This is a genomic window from Flavobacterium poyangense, from assembly GCF_011751075.1.
In the GTDB taxonomy this organism is placed as follows: Bacteria; Bacteroidota; Bacteroidia; order Flavobacteriales; family Flavobacteriaceae; genus Flavobacterium; species Flavobacterium poyangense.
Genome location: NZ_JAALLN010000020.1, coordinates 14,940 through 32,595 on the forward strand (window position 1 = coordinate 14,940; position 17,656 = coordinate 32,595).

The following is a 17,656-nucleotide window of genomic DNA, read 5'->3' on the forward strand; positions in this document are numbered from 1 at the left end:
TCATGAAAAAAATATATATAACAGCGTTTGTAGTATCAGCCTTCTTTTTTTCGGGATGTGCAGACGATTATCTGGATGTGGACCCAACTGAATCTATTTCTACAGATGATGTAGAATTGTTCAATAATGATGCAGGAGCTGCTACATTCGTAACCTCAATTTACAACAAGTTTTTAAATTGGGATATGACTTCTTTTGGCTGGATCGGTCTTTCGAGTATTACTTCTGACGATGCAGACAAAGGCTCCTCTCCCGGAGACACAGGAACGGACAAAGATGTATTAGATGCTTTAACTTATAATGCATCAAATCCGTCTGCCGAGAGTACTTTTAGAGCCAATTACGATGGAATAAACAGATGTAATCAAGCTTTAAATATTTTGCCAAAATTAGATAAAGCCAGTCCTGCTTTAAGAGCAAGATTAGCTGGTGAGGCAAAATTCCTGAGAGCATTTATGTATTTTACTTTGGTAAAATGTTATGGAGGAGTTCCAATTATTGACCATTTACCAGTTCCTGTTTCCGATTCAGACAGAATTATGCAATTAACCCGTAAACCGGTTGCCGAAGTATATGCTTTTATTGAAAGTGATCTAAATGACGCAATAGCTGCATTGCCTGAAAAAGGGGCCTATGCAGGCGGAGAAAGAGCAAGAGCTTCAAAAGGAGCGGCTTATGCGTTATTGGCAAAAGTGAGTTTATATCAAAAGAAATGGCAACAAGTAGTTGATAATTGCAATAAGGTAACAGGATATTCTATTGTTGATGATTATGCTTCTATGTTTAAAGCCTCCGGGAAATTTGATTCTGAATCTATTTTCGAAATTTATGCGCATGGAGCTGTTCCTTCTAAAGGTATAGAAGGGTATTCTAACACACAAGGTGCTCGTGGTACCGGTGGTTGGGGATGGGGTTTCAATTCACCATCGCAAAGTTTAGTAAATGCCTATGAGCCGGGAGATGTTAGAAAAAATGCTACTATCATCTTTAGAGGCAGTACTTTATACGATGGTAGAATTATCCCTAACACAGTAGAGAACGAAAGATACAACTACAAAGCGTATTCATCACTTTACACAAATGCATGGGAAACGGATGTAGATATCAAATACCTGAGATACGCCGAAGTTTTATTAATGAAAGCGGAAGCTTTAAATGAATTAGGACAGACAGATCAGGCTATCCCTTTATTAAATAAAATCAGACTTAGAGCAAATTTAGGAGAAACGTCAGCGGTTTCTCAGGCAGATGTAAGAATTGCAATTTGGAAAGAAAGAAGAGTTGAAATGGCTTTTGAGCATGACAGATTCTTTGATTTAGTGCGCACAGGGCAAGCCAAAGCTGCTTTTGATATCGATGGAAAAAACTTTATCGTTGGCAGACACGAATTGTTCCCGATACCGGCGGCTTTTTTAAGAGAAGCAGGAAATCTATCACAGCAAAACCCTGGTTACGATAACCTTTAAAAACTAACAAAATGAAAAAAAATAAATATATTTTCTTGCTTTTTTCTGTCGCAGCATCGGCACTTTTTACGGGTTGCGAAGATAGTATAGATAAAGTTAACAGTCCAATACCATACGAATCTATTGGGGGGTTTGACAGTTCAGATGATGTGGCTGCGGGCAATTTAGTTGCGAAATTTAGTTTCGATAATAATCTGACCGACAGTAAGGGTAATATTAGCAACCCTCTGGAAACTAATATTGGGTATACAACAGGGGTAAAAGGAAGCGCCTACCGCGGTTCCGGTTCAGAAGCTCGTTATTTCGTTGGAAATGCAACTGCTGCAATTACGGGACTAAACAGTTTTACTTTTTCTTTTTGGATGAACAGTGCCAATACAATTGCTCCTGCAACACCGGGTCAGGGCAAAGGAGCACAGGGAATTTTCACTATAGTTCGACCAACAGAATTTTGGGGAGGAATAAACGTGTTTATAGAAAACCCGGACACAGCTTTTCCGGATCGTATCCGATTAAAATTTGGTTTAGAAAATGGTAGAGATGGTGTTGCCTGGAGAGGACAGAGTGCTTTTGTAAATATTGACGGGAATTTAAACAAATGGGTTCATGTAGTTTTCTCTTATGATGCTACTAAAAGTACTGTTTCTGCTTACGTAAATGGTGAAGTAGCTCCTAATTTGGGAGGATTTCCTTATGCACCTGCTGCAGGAGTAAAAGGTCCGGCTACTTTGTATGCAGATAATCCGGGTGATATTAACAATATGAATAATGCTCCAAAATATGGAGAATTTAAGATGGTGGGGACCAATGGCAAAATTGTTTTTGGAACGCATCAGTTTGCTACAACTCCACCTCAAAACAATGGCGGCCCGCAAGATTGGGCAACAAGTTATGCGGGTTTGTTGGATGAATTTAGAATTTATAACGCAGCACTTGCTTCAAATGAGGTTCGTTCTTTGTATAAACTTGAAAAAGACAACAGATAGATATTTTTTATCACACCTGGAGCATTATACTCCGGGTGTATTTTTAATTCATAAAATTTTATAAAGAATGAAAATTTCAATATACGTAATCGCTTTTCTGGGGTTTTTCAACTCGTGTTCATCCTCTCCTCCCGAAGGCACATCAGGAGGAACTCCATTACCAACAAATCCGACAGTACCGACCAAACCTCTAACAGATGCAGAAGCAATGGATCAGGTACAGAAAGACGCTATTAAATATTTTTGGGATTATGCTGATCCTACTTCAAAATTGGCCAGAGAAAGATACCTTACCGAAGATCCCGGTTTTGAATCGAATATTATAACTACCGGAGGTTCAGGATTTGGCTTAATGACCATTGTTGTAGGTATAGAAAGAGGTTTTTTGCCAAGAACCGAAGCGGTTTCCAGACTTACAACAGCCTTAAATTTTCTTGAAAAAGCAGAACGTTTTCACGGCGCATGGCCACATTGGATGGATAATAAATCAGGGAAAGTAATTCCGTTTGGAACAAAAGATAATGGTGGCGATTTAGTTGAAACTTCTTTTGTTTGTCAGGCATTGATTACCATCAGAGAGTATTTTAAAAACGGAACAGCCACCGAAAAAGAATTAGCTGCAAAAGCAGATGAACTTTGGAAAGGAGTAGAGTGGGATTGGTACACAAAAGGTGAGAACGCTTTGTACTGGCATTGGTCTCCTAATTATGGATGGGAAATGAATTTTAAACTTGAAGGATACAACGAATGTTTAATTACGTATGTAATGGCAGCAGCATCGCCAACACATCCAATTTCTGCGGAAGCCTATCACCAGGCCTGGGCGAGAAACGGAGCTATTGTAAGTAGTAGTTCGCAATACGGATTACCGGTTGTTTTGAGTTATAATGGTGCTCCGGGTACTGTTGGGCCAATGTTTTGGTCACACTATTCTTATTTGGGTTTAGACCCGAATAATTTGAGTGATAAATATGCCGATTATTGGCAATTGACTCAGAATCATGCTAAAATTATGGTTCAATATAGTATTGCTAACCCGAAAAAATGGAAAGACTACTCTGATAAATGTTGGGGACTTACCGCAAGTTATACCCGCAATACAGATGGTACCACTGGTTACACTGCACATCAGCCTAATAATGATACTGGCGTAATTTCTCCTACGGCTGCATTGTCTTCTTTTCCTTTTACACCGGCAGAATCAATGAAATTTTTGCATTATCTGTATGATGAAAACAAAGCAAAATATGTTGGTATTGCAGGGCCTTATGATGCTTTTTCGCCACAGTATAATTGGGTAACGCCTCGTTATCTGGCCATAGATCAGGGAACGATTGCACCAATGATCGAAAATTACAGAAGTGGTTTATTATGGAAATTATTTATGAATGCCGCAGATACGAAACAAGGTTTGATCAAACTTGGATTTAAATCAGGTAAATACGGAATCTAACCGGCATGAAATGTAAAATAACACTATTGATGTTGCTTTTTACAGTATTTGGTTTTGCGCAAAAAGACGTAACCGGAAAGCTAAAAACAGTTGTTGTGACTCAGTATGAATTAGGTTATGTGTTGCACAAGCCGGCTAATACAAAAGAGAATAAGCCATTAATAGTTTTTATTTCAGGAGATGGGGAAAAAGGAACTGAGATTGAAAAGGTCAAAATTCATGGGCCTTTAAAGTATCTGAAAACACAGGAATTAGACGCTTATGTTCTTGCTCCACAATGCAAAGAGAATGAAAATTGGGACATAGAATCTATTTACCAATTGATCATGAAAGTCAGGAAAGAGAACGCTATAGATTCGAACCGGATTTATGTTACGGGTTTAAGTTCAGGAGGTTGGGCTGCATGGAATTTAGCGCTTTCACATCCGAATTTGTTTGCGGCAATTGTGCCTATTTCAGGTTTCGTCGATTTGATTCCGTTAGAAGAGATATGCAAAATAGCATCTGTTCCAACCCAAATTTACCATGGTTTATTAGATGATGTTGTAAATGTTGATTATGCAGTGACGGTTTACAAAGAACTAAAAAAATGCGAGGCCAAAGATGTTCGATTAATCATTTTTGACGATGCAGGACATGACAGTTGGACAAGAGTTTATGACAATCCCGAAATTTATGAGTGGATGTTTAAACAGATAAAAACGAATACAAACAAATAAAAAGAATAGAATGAAAAACAAATTAGTCTTACTTTTTTTAGGATGTGCTTTTTTGGGTTACGCTCAGAAAAAGAACACTAAAAATACAGTAAAAATTAAACCGAAGTCTGAATTTGTGGCAGAGTTAATTTCTAAAATGACGCTGGACGAAAAATTAGGTCAGTTAAATTTACCGACATCCGGCGATATCACAACAGGGCAGGCAAATAGCTCAAATGTTGCAAAAAATATTGCTGAGGGTAAAGTGGGTGGTTTGTTCAATATAAAATCAGTTCAAAAAATTAGAGAAGTACAGAAGATTGCTGTTGAAAAAAGCCGTTTAAAAATTCCATTGATATTTGGTATGGATGTTATTCACGGTTACGAAACAACATTCCCTATTCCGTTAGGATTATCGTGTACCTGGGATATGGGTTTAATTGAAAGAAGTGCCCGTATTGCAGCTCAAGAAGCAAGTGCCGATGGAATCAACTGGACCTTTTCGCCAATGGTTGATATTTCCCGTGACCCGCGTTGGGGAAGAGTTTCTGAAGGTTCCGGTGAAGATCCGTACTTAGGAAGTCAGATTGCAAAAGCAATGGTAAACGGATATCAACAAAAGGATTTGTCAAAAAACAATAGCATTTTGGCGTGTGTGAAACACTTTGCCTTATACGGCGCACCCGAAGCCGGACGTGATTACAATACGGTTGATATGAGCCATATCAGAATGTTTAATGATTATTTCCCTCCATACAAAGCGGCTGTCGATGCAGGAGTAGGCTCTGTAATGGCCTCTTTTAATGAAATTGATGGTATTCCCGCAACAGGAAATAAGTGGTTGATGACCGATGTTTTAAGAAAACAATGGGGTTTTAAAGGATTTGTAGTGACAGATTTTACCGGTATTCCTGAAATGATTGAGCACGGAATGGGAAATTTGCAAGATGTATCTGCGATGTCTTTGAATGCCGGTGTTGAAATGGATATGGTTGGAGAAGGTTTTTTAGGCACTCTTAAAAAGTCTTTAGAGGAAAAAAGGGTAACAATCGAACAAATTGATAATGCTGTTAAGCTTATTTTAGAAGCAAAATATGACTTAGGATTGTTTGAAGACCCTTATAAATATTGCGATGTTAACAGAGCCAAAACAGAAATTTTTACGGCTAACAACAGAAAAGAAGCACGTGAGATTTCAGCGCAGTCTTTGGTTTTGTTAAAAAACCAGAATCAGGTATTACCACTTAAAAAATCAGGAACAATTGCTCTTATCGGACCTTTGGCAGATGCGAAAGAAAACATGCCGGGAACCTGGAGTGTCGCTACAAGAATGGAAAACGCGGTATCTTTAGTAAGAGGTATTAAAGAAGTTGCCGGATCTTCAGTTAAAGTATTATATGCTAAAGGAAGTAACTTAGATTATGATGCAGATTTTGAAACTAAGGCGACGATGTTTGGTAAAACATTACATCGTGATGGTCGCTCTAAAGAAGAATTATTGGCAGAAGCATTAAAAGTAGCCAGTCAATCGGATGTAATTGTAGCCGCTCTTGGTGAATCTGCAGAGATGAGCGGAGAATCCAGCAGTCGTACTAATTTGGAGATTCCACAAGCTCAGAAAGATTTATTGCAAGCCTTGCTTAAAACCGGAAAACCGGTTGTTTTGGTTTTGTTTGATGGTCGTCCGTTAGTATTAAATGAAGAAAATGCAACTGTTCCGGCTATTTTGAATGTTTGGTTTGCAGGAAGCGAGGCTGGATACGCAATTGCTGATGTTTTATTCGGAGAGGTTAATCCTTCAGGAAAGCTTACTACTACTTTCCCAAGAAGCGTAGGACAAGTGCCTATTTATTATGCGCACAAAAATACAGGAAGACCACTTGTAAACACCGAAGGGAAATTCGAAAAATTCAGATCGAATTATATTGATGAAAGAAACGAACCTTTATTCCCATTCGGTTTTGGGTTGAGTTATACCACTTTTGAATATTCAAATTTGAAAATTTCATCAGATAAAATGAATTTCAATGGAAAAGTTGAGGTAACCGTTGACGTTACCAACACAGGAAATTTTGATGGAAAAGAAACCGTACAATTATACATCAGAGATTTAGTCGGATCGGTAACAAGACCGGTTAGAGAATTAAAAGGATTCCAAAAAATAACGCTTAAAAAAGGAGAAAAACAAACGGTGACTTTTGAAATCACGGTTGAAGATTTAAAATTTTATAATTCTGACTTACAATTTGTAGCAGAACCCGGGCAGTTTGATGTTTTCGTAGGAACAAATTCAAATGCCGATAAGAAAGTTAGTTTTGAGTTAACTAAATAGTTGGTTTGTTTCTATTGGTTGGCCCTTCGCCTCGCTAGCGAAGGGCCTTTTTTTAATTCAAAATGCAATTTTCAGATTTTAGATTTCAGATTTCAGATTTCAGATTTCAGATTTTAGATTTTAGATTTTTGAATTTGGAATTTGGAATTTAGATTTTACCCTTCGGCTTCGTCCAGGATGACATTTGGAATTTGGAATTTTTGATTTGGAATTTCTTAAACCTATTGGGTTATTTTTTTTCTCACAGATTAAAAAGATTTCAAGGATTTAATCATTTTAATCAGTGAAATCTGTGGCAAAAAAAAAGCCGTTATCGAAACAGATTTAGTTTTTTTTGGAATTTGCCCTTCGGCTCCGCTCAGGATGACATTTGGAATTTGGAATTTCCCTATTGGAATTTCTCCCCAGAGTTTTATGTAAAAAAACAGAAGTAAAAAGATAAAAAATGAAAAAGCTTTATTTAATGCCCCTTTTAATGCTTCTCATTGGAGTCAATGTGAATATTCGGGCGCAAAAAACAGTATGGTTTGATCCAAATGTAAAAGCATCAACCTATTGTAATCCGATCAATATTGGATACAATTACACCACTAAGAATCATAATGGTATTCCCGAATCCCGTCGTTCGAGCGCCGATCCTGTGATTATTACTTATAAAGGGGAGTATTATTTATTTGCCACCAATCAAGCCGGTTTTTTTTGGAGCAAAGACATGTCGGATTGGAAATTTGTTTATGGCAGTTTTCAGAGAAATCCGGGGGACGATGATCAATGTGCTCCCGCTGCCTGGGTGGTAAATGATACGCTATTTTATGTAGGTTCAACCTGGAAAAAAGACCATCCTGTTTGGAAAACCGCTGACCCAAAATCAGGAAGATGGACCAGACATGTCAATACTGCAATGCTGCCAACCTGGGATCCTGCTATTTTTCAGGACGATGATAAAAAAGTGTATATGTACTATGGTTCAAGCGGAAAATTACCACTTGTTGGTGTAGAAGTAGATTATGCTACCTGGCTTCCAAAAGGGAATCAGGCCGACTACGCCAAATTGTACGCTGCAACAGAAGTCGAAGATATTCAGCAACCATATGGACAAGCAAAAGCAGTTGTCGGGTTAGATCCTGCTGCACACGGTTGGGAGCGTTTTGGGCCAAATAATGATATGGAACCCGCTCCATGGGGCAATTTTATTGAAGGAGCCTGGATGACCAAACATAACGGAAAATATTACATGCAATACGGAGCACCCGCTACTGAGTTTAAAGGATATGCAAATGGAGTTCACGTAGGAGATAATCCTTTAGGGCCATTTGTCTATCAAAAACACAATCCGATGTCTTACAAACCCGGAGGTTTTGTAATCGGAGCAGGGCACGGAAATACTTTTGCCGACAATTATGGGAATTACTGGAACACGGGTACCTGTAAAATATCTATAAAAGACCGTTTTGAGCGTCGTATCGATATGTTTCCGGCCGGATTTGATAAAGATGAGGTAATGTATTCTATTACGTCATATGGTGATTTTCCGATTATGTTGCCCACCGAACAGCGAGACCAAACCAAAGGAGCATTCTCAGGCTGGATGTTGCTTTCGTATAAAAAACCGGTGACAGTATCTTCTTCCGAAGCTTGTAATGAAGTAGAAACACATCGAGTAGACAATGGAAGTAAAAAAGTATATGAAAAAATCTGTTACGATGCTTCCAACCTAACCGACGAGAATATTCAGACCTACTGGTCTGCAACGTCAGATAATCCGGGGGAGTGGTTGCAACTTGATTTAGAAAGAAAGATGGAAATTAAGGCTCTTCAAATTAATTATGCAGATCATAAGGCAACGCAGTACAATAAAGCGATGGATATTTATTATCAGTATCAAATATATATGTCCGATGATGCCCAAAACTGGACTTTAGTGGTAGATAAATCAAAGAATGATAAAGACGTTCCTCATGATTATGTTGAGCTGACAAAACCAATTAAAGCCAGATATGTAAAAATGGTCAATATTCACAATGCATCGGGACTGTTTGCTGTTTCAGATTTTAGAGTTTTTGGAAATGGATTGGCAGAAAAGCCAAAAGCAGTTTCTGATTTTAAAGTAAAAAGAAATAGAGTTGATTCCCGTAATGCGATGATTTCATGGGCAAAGAGGGCAGATGCTGTGGGCTACACTATTTATTACGGAACTGCTCCCGATAAATTGTATAATTCTATAATGGTTTATGGCGATAGTATGTATGATTTTAGAGGTTTAGATAAAGGGACTAAATATTATTTTGCAATTGAAGCTTTTAACGAAAATGGTATTGGACCTAAAAATAAAATTATGGAGGTAAAATAAATTTATAACAGTACAATTTCTATTTTGCGTTTTGATAGCCTTAGTCTTTAGTTCATGGTTCAAAGTTAAAAATGAAAACTCACAACTCACAACTCACAACTCACAACGCATAACATATAACCCACAACCAATAATTCAAATTTTTAACAAAAGCTTTAAGAAAAAAGGTGCTGTGTTGTAAAGAATTTTGTTCCTTTGTAAGACTCGCAAAAAAGGAGTATCTAACCCAAAATGCTAAAAAAACCATGAAAAAAACGATTCTTTTAACTGCTTTAGTTTTAAACGGATTGACATCTTTTGCACAGTCAAATGATGAAAAAAACATTAAATTATTTTATAAAAAGGCTTTAACCGAGTCAAAATGTTATACTTGGTTAGAATATTTGTCGAACGATATCGGAAGTCGTTTGTCAGGATCACCAACAGCTGCGGCAGCAGTTCAATACACAAAAGCACAATTAGAAAGATTGGGGCTTGATAAAGTATATCTTCAGGAAGTAATGGTACCACACTGGGTTCGTGGCGAAAAAGAAACGGCTTATATCTTGGACAATAAAACTAAAACAGTGGTTCCGATTTGTGCTTTAGGCGGATCAGTAGCAACAGCAAAAACGGGTCTTACTGCTGAGGTAATTGAGGTACAGGGAATAAAGGAACTGGAAGCATTGGGAGATAAAGTAAAAGGAAAAATCGTGTTTTATAACCGACCAATGAATCCTGAAAACATAGAGACTTTTACTTCTTATGGAGCTTGTGTAGATCAAAGATATGCCGGGGCAAAAGAAGCGGCTAAATTAGGTGCAGTAGGAACGATTGTTCGTTCTATGAATTTGCGTTTAGACGATTTTCCGCATACAGGAGCTCAAAGTTATGGTGATTTGCCAAAAGAGCAATACATTCCAACAGCGGCAATCAGTACAAACGGTGCAGAATTGTTAAGTGCCAGTTTAAAGAGAAATCCGGCCTTAAAGTTTTATTTCAAACAATCCTGCGAAACATTGCCGGACGTTTTATCACATAACGTAATCGGTGAATTGACCGGAACTGAACATCCGGAAAATATTATGGTAGTTGGTGGTCATTTGGATTCTTGGGATTTGGCAGACGGATCGCACGATGACGGGGCAGGAGTAGTGCAAAGTATGGAAGTAGTTCGTATTCTTAAAAATCTAAACTACAAACCTAAAAATACCATACGTGTAGTGTTGTTTATGAATGAAGAAAATGGTGGAAAAGGCGGAGCGAAGTATGAAGAAGTTTCAAAGAAAAACAATGAAAATCATATTTTTGCTTTAGAAAGTGATTCAGGTGGATTTAGTCCAAGAGGATTTTCAATAGAAGCAGATGATGCTAATTTGAAAAAAATACAAGGATATAGAGATCTTTTCGAGCCTTATTTAGTTCATAGCTTCAAAATTGGACACGCAGGTTCAGATATCAATCACTTAACATCTAAAGCAATTGTAAAAGCAGGTTTAAAACCGGATTCGCAACGTTATTTTGATTATCACCATGCAGCAAACGATAAATTTGATGCGATCAACAAAAGAGAATTAGAACTTGGAGCGGCAACTATGACTGCTTTGATGTATTTAATGGATCAAAACGGAATCGAAATCCCTAAAGTGAACTAAGATTTCAAAAAATAAAAACTAAAGCTGCAAGTTCATTCTTGCGGCTTTTTTTTTGAAATTTAGGAATGGAATTAAGCTCTAATAGCGATGCTGTAATACAAAAAGCTTATCGGAATATTTGACAACAAGATCAGAATTTTAATCCCAATGTCTTTTCTTTGATCTGCCAGCTCAATAAATTTGTCAATCAAATGAAATAACATTATGGCATTTACTACCAGCGCAGCAAATATAAAGGGGCTGGCAAAAACCAGAAGATTGGAACTTTCATTCGAAAGTATATAAAGCACAAAAAACAACGTACTAATTATAAACGAACCAATGGTGAGATCAATGGATTCTGTTTCCTTAAAAGTTTTTTGGTTTGTAGTTCTCATAAGTTTAAATATTAAATGTTTTCTGAATCGATTGAATTGAGGTGAGCAGCATTTTTGAGAAATCCAGATAGTAAAACGGAAGCGCTTGTTTTCCTCTTTTGTATTGTTGAATGAAGTACTTGATGTGTTTGATATAAAAAAGTGTTGATGATAAAATGACAAGAAACAAATACAAGCCTTTTTTTCCATTCCCCAACAGATAATATTGCATTCCGATTTCCTCACGAACAGAAATGCCTGTATTGGTCAGGACATGTATAATGTCATGGTCTTCCAGTTTGGGTTGAATCTCAAAATTATTTTTATGAAGAAAATTGCCCAATCCAAAGCCTAAACTTCTCGGAGGGTAGGTCAATAGTGTAGTTTGGTCAATATCCCATGGATTATTTTTTTTGAAATATTTTTGATAAGGTTGTTTGGTGTATTCGTACATTTTTTCGAAAAGGAAGTCTTTCATAATTAGGCTATTTTTTAAAAGTTCTTTGAATTTCAAAGTAAAATAGTAAAGAAAAAAGCTAATTCTTATGGTAAATCAGCTTTTGTGTTTTTAATAGTTGTCGAAAATCGTTGTTAAAAGCTTAGAATCGGAGAGGTTAGAGGGAGAAACGACTTTTTCTTCAAGGGGAATAGCATTTCCATATCGTTCTTTTAATACTTTTTGCACTCTTTGATCGGTTAGGTTAAAATCTTTCAATTCCTGAAGCTTACACAATTCAATACCGGCACCATTTTTATATATTTTCCAGATCAGCTCAGAGCAATAAATTTTGGTATCGGTCCACTCAAAATAAGCATCGTATTGTTTACCCATAAATTGATTGCCATAGCTTTTCATTTTCTCAAGTGTTTTCCAATCCAGAATAGCAGTTGCATTTTTAAGTCTTTTCACGACGTATTTGCCCTCTTTTCCATGTTCGATCCATTTATCTAACGGAGTAAGTTTTACAGGTTGTACGGCCTCAAAAACGAATTTTTTTCCATTTGCGATAAAAATTATTCCACAATGAGAAAATTTAGATCCGGTAGCAATTCGAACCGCTTCGCACTGACTGGATTCTGAAGTCTGAAAAATAATATCGCCATCCTGTATTTTTGCTGTAACACTGTTCTCTTTTTTGGATTTCGAAAAGGAATCCATTGGAAAAACCAGTAAGGTTACATAAAGCGCACAAGCAAAACTGATGATAAAGCTTACGCCAAGGAAAATGTATTTTGTCTTCTTCATTCTAATATTTTAAAATCGTAAATAAAGTACTTTGAGTTACAAAGTAAATAATAAAAAAAATAGCTGCCAAATAAAATGACAGCTATTTTTAAAATATAATCTGAAGTATTTTCTAAACTCTGAAAATCCCTCCAACAGCAATAATTCGTTGCAAGAAAAAGAAATCGTGAGAAGCTCTGTCCTCGCTAAATCTGGTTGTTCTTACGTCTTGCATGTTGATATAACCACCTTTGATTTCACCTTGCAGATAGAAATGTTTGAAAAAAGTAAAGTTAATTCCCGCTTTTGCAGAAACGCCGTAGCCTGAAATATGAAAATCGTCATGACGTTCTTTTCCTAAAAGTGTAGTATTGGTTTTAGGATACAAAAGACCTGCACCCAAACCTTCTGTTAAATTAATCTGTACTTTATCAATATTTGGTAATCTGAACCATTTCGAAATATCATCATGTCTGGAAACCTCAGTGTTTACATAATTTAAACCATCAGTATGCTCAAAAATTAAAAACGGAATACCGCCTCCTACAGTACCGCCTCCTTCCTGGGCACCACCTACAGTCATATCTACAGGTGTGTTATTGTAATTTCCATTGTAAATTGAGCCGGGTTGATCCTGAGGTAATTCAATTTTTCCGCTAACATTTGCAATTTGATTCTGTGTCATCACATATTTCATGTGATCAACACCAATTGCGATACTATAATGATCACTGATAAAATAACCAAGACGTAAATTAGTTTGCGGAATTGTCATGTTAACCGGATTAATATAATCTACATGCCAGCCCTTAGGTTTATCATGCGCTGCCATGTTTTGTACTGTAAAGTTGTAATCTTTCCCTCTGAAATTTACATCAGATTTGGAATAACTTTCTCTGTTACCACCCCATGAAACAAAGAATTTTCCTTTGTTATGAGCAGTGTATCTTTCTACTGCGATTTCTTCCTGGGCAAACGTGTTTAATGAAAAACCCAATAAGACAAAAAATAAAAATTTAGTTTTCAATGAACTTAGGTATTAAAATTTAAAATGCGTTGACCGTTTTTCTGATTGCAACCAATTTGGTCATTAAATCTTCAAAATAGTCTAAATGTAACATGTTGGCACCATCACTTTTTGCATTAGCAGGATCAAAATGAGTTTCGATAAAAATACCGTCAACTCCAACAGCAATACCAGCTTTAGCAACAGTTTCAATCATATCAGGTCTTCCGCCTGTAACACCAGCCGTCTGATTTGGCTGTTGTAAAGAATGTGTAACGTCAAGAACTGTAGTAGCATATTGTTGCATCGTAGGAATTCCTCTGTAATCAACAATCATATCCTGGTAACCAAACATAGTTCCACGATCTGTAACCATTACATTTTCATTGTGGCAATCCAATACTTTCTGAACCGCATGTTTCATGCTTTCAGGGCTCATAAATTGTCCTTTTTTCAGGTTTACAACTTTACCTGTGTTCGCAGCTGCTACAACTAAGTCAGTCTGACGCACAAGGAAGGCCGGAATTTGTAAAACATCAACATATTGAGCTGCCATATCAGCATCCTCATTAGTATGAATATCAGTTACTGTAGGAACATGAAAAGTTTCTGAAACTTTTCTTAAGATTTTTAAGGCTTTTTCGTCACCAATTCCCGAAAAACTATCAATTCTGGAACGGTTTGCTTTTTTAAAGGATCCTTTAAACACATAAGGAATCTGAAGTTTGTCAGTAATACCGACTAATTTTTCAGCAATTCTAAGAGCCATTTCTTCTCCTTCAATGGCGCAAGGGCCCGCTAATAAAAAGAAATTTCCGCTATCTGTATGCTTAATTTGTGGAATATGTTGTATGTTCATAGTATGTTTTTTTGACAGTGCAAAGGTAGTTATGATTTATGAGTATGAGATGAAGATTTAAGAATTTTTTAAGATGGGGAATATTGTAGTTGTAGTATTTTTTTTAGGAATTGATTTTTTTTAACATTGAGGGTTAAATATTTGGCAGAGGCGAGGGAATTTGAATGTAGTTTTTGAAAATTGATTCGGAATAAGATTTGTAAAAGTAATTTTAAACTCTATTTTAAATCTTGATTTATGGTTGTAGTTTATAGTATTCAAGTTCACTAGCGGGACGCTCGCGCCAATCCTGAGAATTTTAAATAAATAGCCAAGCTATTGCTAAAATAAATTCGCGCGAGCATCCCGCTCGTGTGAACGTAATTCATTTACTAAGGTTGCCGAATCTAATCCTGTTTCAAACGCAATCCCATTGGAACCATCAAAATTCCTTTTTCATAAATGTTCAGATAAAGTTTAACAGGCTTCTTTTGCCCGTCCCATTTTAGTTCATAAACATTCAAAAATCCGGCTCCCATATCGCTTCTTTTCGTTGGAAAAGGGCAGCAGGTTTCTAATCGGGTGTAGGTTATTTTTTCTCCGTTTGGACCAGCTAAAGCATTTAAAAAACGGGTTTCGTTTAAAGCTTCATCTTTTGTATTTCTGTAAAAAATATTTACCGGATAATCAGGATCGTAACCATATTTTTTGTCGTTACTGAATAAAGTAATGATAAAGGTGTTGTCTTTTTTTAATACTAAATCAGGAGCATTATCATCTACATTTTTTAGTGTAGATTTTGTACTGATGCAAGAAGTTACTGAAATAAGTAAAGCGATAAAAAGAACTGTTTTTTTCATGTGAAGTGCATATTTTGTATTACAAATGTAAGTTGTAAAAGTGGTTTTTAAATTAAGCTGCAGAAAGAAAAATACAGATTAAAATAGGTTTGTTTTGGTTTTAAATCTTTGTAGTCCCTGTAACCGGTTTAAAGTTAGAATTCAATCTTAAGATACCAATTACAATCAGATATTGTGCCACAAGATAGGTGAACATAATAAAAAAAGAACTTTTCTCAATTGGAGTATAAAATTTATTGATTGCCAGAATACTGTCGGAAATTACAAACACGATTGCACCAATAAAAATGTATTGATTACCCGGTTTTTTCCAGATTAAAAAACCGTTAAAAGCCAATAGCAGCATAAAAGAAATTACGGTGGCATAAACAATTACGGGGATTTTAAGTTCTCCTAAAGTAGGTAATAAAACACTTAACATTCCGATGAGATAACAGGCTATGGCAAGACTCCCAATTAAAAAAAGAGGCTTGTTTTTTTTGTTTTGATTTTTAACCTGTTTATTAAAAAGGGTACAATAAACAAGATGTGATATCAGGAAAGCTACTAAGCCTAAAATAAAATAGATTTCTGCAATATCTGCAAAAAGCAGTACTACATCTCCAATCCAGGAAAATAACAGAGCGGTCAGAAGTGTATTCTTCGATGGGAATTTTTTATGAAAATAAACGCCAAAAACCAATAGTGGAATCAGAATTGGCTTTAAAAAGAGATCATAACTTTCATAACCTGAAAGTAAGAGCAGTAGATAAACAGTACTAAAACCAATATAGATTTTAAAAAGCAGGGGATTTTTCATAATAAATTTAGGTTATGAATTCGCGAGCTGATTTTGGGTAGTTTTAAAATCAACAGTCACAAAATATAGGGAAATAAGAAATGATAGAGTCAAATAACCAATAATGACATAATTGGCAAATGGAAAACTGTGGTTTAAACCAAACCAATCACTATAATAGGTAATAATCGCAAGGGCAATTATAAAACGAAAACCTTCCCAGAAAACAGCATATTTACTTTTGTCCATCAGTTCGCTATAACTGTAGATCGTAATCAAAATAAAAAATCCGTAAACAAAGATATTAGGCAAACCTATTTTAGCAATATGGTCAAACAGATAGGTGACAAACAAAAGTGTTACCAGAACCTGAGCAACGGACCAATAAATTAGTTTTTGAGAATTGTTGGTGCCGTATTTTTCAAAATCAAAAACATTTTCAATTTTGTTTACCGGATATAGTTCTTCAAAATTTTCCGGTCGCCAGCCTGTTGGTTTGAACCAGATGGTGAGTTTATCTTTCCATTTTGGAGCACGCCAGGCGTCTTTAATTAATAAAGTTAAATGCTGGAAGTTAATCCGTATGGGATTCCATGTATTTGCCGGTCTTGTAATTCCAAAAACCGGAGGAACTTCATCCAGTTCTTCCTGAAAGGTGCCAAAAAGTTTGTCCCAGAATATAAATATTTGTGAATGATTTTTGTCTAAATATTCCGGATTTATAGCGTGATGTACCCGATGGTGTGAAGGCGTTACCAAAATGTGTTCAACAAAGCCCATTTTTTTGATATGTTTGGTATGATACCAAAATTGCAAAAACAAATGAAGCGGTAAAGTTATCGCAATAACCGAGGCCGGAACACCCAGTAAAGCTGCCGGAATGAGTAAAAAAGTAAATAAATTGACTAAGCTTGCAATAGGTTGTCGCAGCGCACAGGCCAGATTAAATTCTTCACTGCTATGATGGATAGCATGTTTGTTCCAAAGAAAATTGATCTGATGTGCCAATCGGTGGCTCCAGTACCCATAAAAGTCGATTACAAAAAAGGCAATACAATAGGAGAGGACATTGGCTTCTAAATGATAAAGTGCAATTTTAGAAACCATCCATTCATACGAGATAAAAGTCAGGCTCAGTCCTAAAACATCTTTTACCGAGTTGGTAATTCCTGAACTAATACTCGACACGCTGTCAATTAAAGGCGCAGTATCGTCTTTTTTATAAAGGCCATATATTTTTTCGATTATAATTAATACCAAAAAAATAGGCGTAGCGATAATTAATATTTTTCCATATTCTTCCATAAAAAAACATTCAATTTTAATCAAATATAGAATAAAATTGAATGCCTTTTAAAATATTTCGGATTTAAACAATTTCGGCGCTAAGACCTGCTTCCAAAAGTTGTGTGCATTGTGGTTTTAACTTATCCATCGGACCCGTTTTTACCGTGCATTTTCCGTTGTAGTGTACAATTAAGGAACATTGTTCCGCTTGTTCAGAAGTGTGGCTGCAAACACGCATTAAAGTATCAATTACGTGATCAAAAGTGTTTACATCATCATTATAAACAATGATTTCGTTATTAAAACCTACCGCTTCTTTTTCCCGAACTCTTTCTCTTACTTTTTCTTTAGTACTCATTTTGTTTAGATTTTTGTACTGTTGTAATT

General features: G+C 36.2%; 16 protein-coding genes. 7 read left to right on the top strand and 9 right to left on the bottom strand.

Annotated features, from left to right (window positions below; genetic code table 11):
- Positions 1-2 precede the first annotated feature (2 nt).
- The 7 genes from G3A47_RS19920 to G3A47_RS19950 all read left to right on the top strand — a co-directional run bounded on the left by G3A47_RS19920 (position 3) and on the right by G3A47_RS19950 (position 10,919).
- Positions 3-1,466, top strand: coding sequence for a RagB/SusD family nutrient uptake outer membrane protein (locus G3A47_RS19920; protein WP_166925595.1), 1,464 nt, complete (start codon positions 3-5; stop codon positions 1,464-1,466).
- A gap of 11 nt (positions 1,467-1,477) precedes the next feature.
- Positions 1,478-2,452, top strand: a complete 975-nt coding sequence (locus G3A47_RS19925) for a LamG domain-containing protein (protein WP_166925597.1) — start codon at positions 1,478-1,480, stop codon at positions 2,450-2,452.
- A gap of 67 nt (positions 2,453-2,519) precedes the next feature.
- Positions 2,520-3,905: a glucoamylase family protein gene (locus G3A47_RS19930; protein ID WP_166925599.1), complete on the top strand. Its 1,386-nt coding sequence runs from the start codon at positions 2,520-2,522 to the stop codon at positions 3,903-3,905.
- 5 nt (positions 3,906-3,910) lie between these two features.
- On the top strand, positions 3,911-4,624 hold the full coding sequence (locus tag G3A47_RS19935) for a carboxylesterase family protein (protein WP_166925600.1): 714 nt from the start codon (positions 3,911-3,913) through the stop codon (positions 4,622-4,624).
- A gap of 10 nt (positions 4,625-4,634) precedes the next feature.
- Positions 4,635-6,935 carry a beta-glucosidase BglX gene (gene bglX / locus G3A47_RS19940; protein ID WP_166925602.1) on the top strand — a complete coding sequence of 767 codons (2,301 nt, stop codon included), beginning with the start codon at positions 4,635-4,637 and terminating at the stop codon, positions 6,933-6,935.
- A gap of 445 nt (positions 6,936-7,380) precedes the next feature.
- A complete protein-coding gene (locus G3A47_RS19945) occupies positions 7,381-9,285 on the top strand; it encodes a discoidin domain-containing protein (protein WP_166925604.1) in 1,905 nt (634 codons plus the stop codon).
- Positions 9,286-9,530: 245 nt separating this feature from the next.
- Positions 9,531-10,919: a M20/M25/M40 family metallo-hydrolase gene (locus G3A47_RS19950; protein WP_166925606.1), complete on the top strand. Its 1,389-nt coding sequence runs from the start codon at positions 9,531-9,533 to the stop codon at positions 10,917-10,919.
- Positions 10,920-10,990: 71 nt separating this feature from the next.
- Here G3A47_RS19950 and G3A47_RS19955 read toward each other — a convergent pair whose 3' ends face one another.
- The 9 genes from G3A47_RS19955 to G3A47_RS19995 form a co-directional block, all read right to left on the bottom strand.
- Entirely contained in the window at positions 10,991-11,296 is a 306-nt protein-coding gene (locus G3A47_RS19955) for a hypothetical protein (RefSeq protein WP_166925608.1), read from the bottom strand.
- A gap of 4 nt (positions 11,297-11,300) precedes the next feature.
- Positions 11,301-11,753 carry a hypothetical protein gene (locus G3A47_RS19960; protein WP_166925609.1) on the bottom strand — a complete coding sequence of 151 codons (453 nt, stop codon included), beginning with the start codon at positions 11,751-11,753 and terminating at the stop codon, positions 11,301-11,303.
- Between the two features lie 90 nt (positions 11,754-11,843).
- Positions 11,844-12,521, bottom strand: coding sequence for a YiiX family permuted papain-like enzyme (locus G3A47_RS19965; RefSeq protein WP_166925611.1), 678 nt, complete (start codon positions 12,519-12,521; stop codon positions 11,844-11,846).
- A 112-nt stretch (positions 12,522-12,633) separates the two neighbouring features.
- Complete coding sequence (locus G3A47_RS19970) at positions 12,634-13,527, bottom strand: hypothetical protein (RefSeq protein ID WP_166925613.1); 894 nt, start codon at positions 13,525-13,527, stop codon at positions 12,634-12,636.
- A gap of 19 nt (positions 13,528-13,546) precedes the next feature.
- Complete coding sequence (gene kdsA / locus G3A47_RS19975; RefSeq protein ID WP_166925615.1) at positions 13,547-14,365, bottom strand: 3-deoxy-8-phosphooctulonate synthase; 819 nt, start codon at positions 14,363-14,365, stop codon at positions 13,547-13,549.
- Positions 14,366-14,751: 386 nt separating this feature from the next.
- On the bottom strand, positions 14,752-15,204 hold the full coding sequence (locus G3A47_RS19980; RefSeq protein WP_166925617.1) for a 2-dehydro-3-deoxyphosphooctonate aldolase: 453 nt from the start codon (positions 15,202-15,204) through the stop codon (positions 14,752-14,754).
- Between the two features lie 100 nt (positions 15,205-15,304).
- A complete protein-coding gene (locus G3A47_RS19985; protein WP_166925619.1) occupies positions 15,305-16,003 on the bottom strand; it encodes a lysoplasmalogenase in 699 nt (232 codons plus the stop codon).
- 12 nt (positions 16,004-16,015) lie between these two features.
- Entirely contained in the window at positions 16,016-17,287 is a 1,272-nt protein-coding gene (locus G3A47_RS19990; protein ID WP_166925621.1) for a sterol desaturase family protein, read from the bottom strand.
- Between the two features lie 64 nt (positions 17,288-17,351).
- A complete protein-coding gene (locus tag G3A47_RS19995; RefSeq protein WP_166925623.1) occupies positions 17,352-17,627 on the bottom strand; it encodes an ATP-dependent Clp protease adaptor ClpS in 276 nt (91 codons plus the stop codon).
- Between the last annotated feature and the right edge of the window lie 29 nt (positions 17,628-17,656).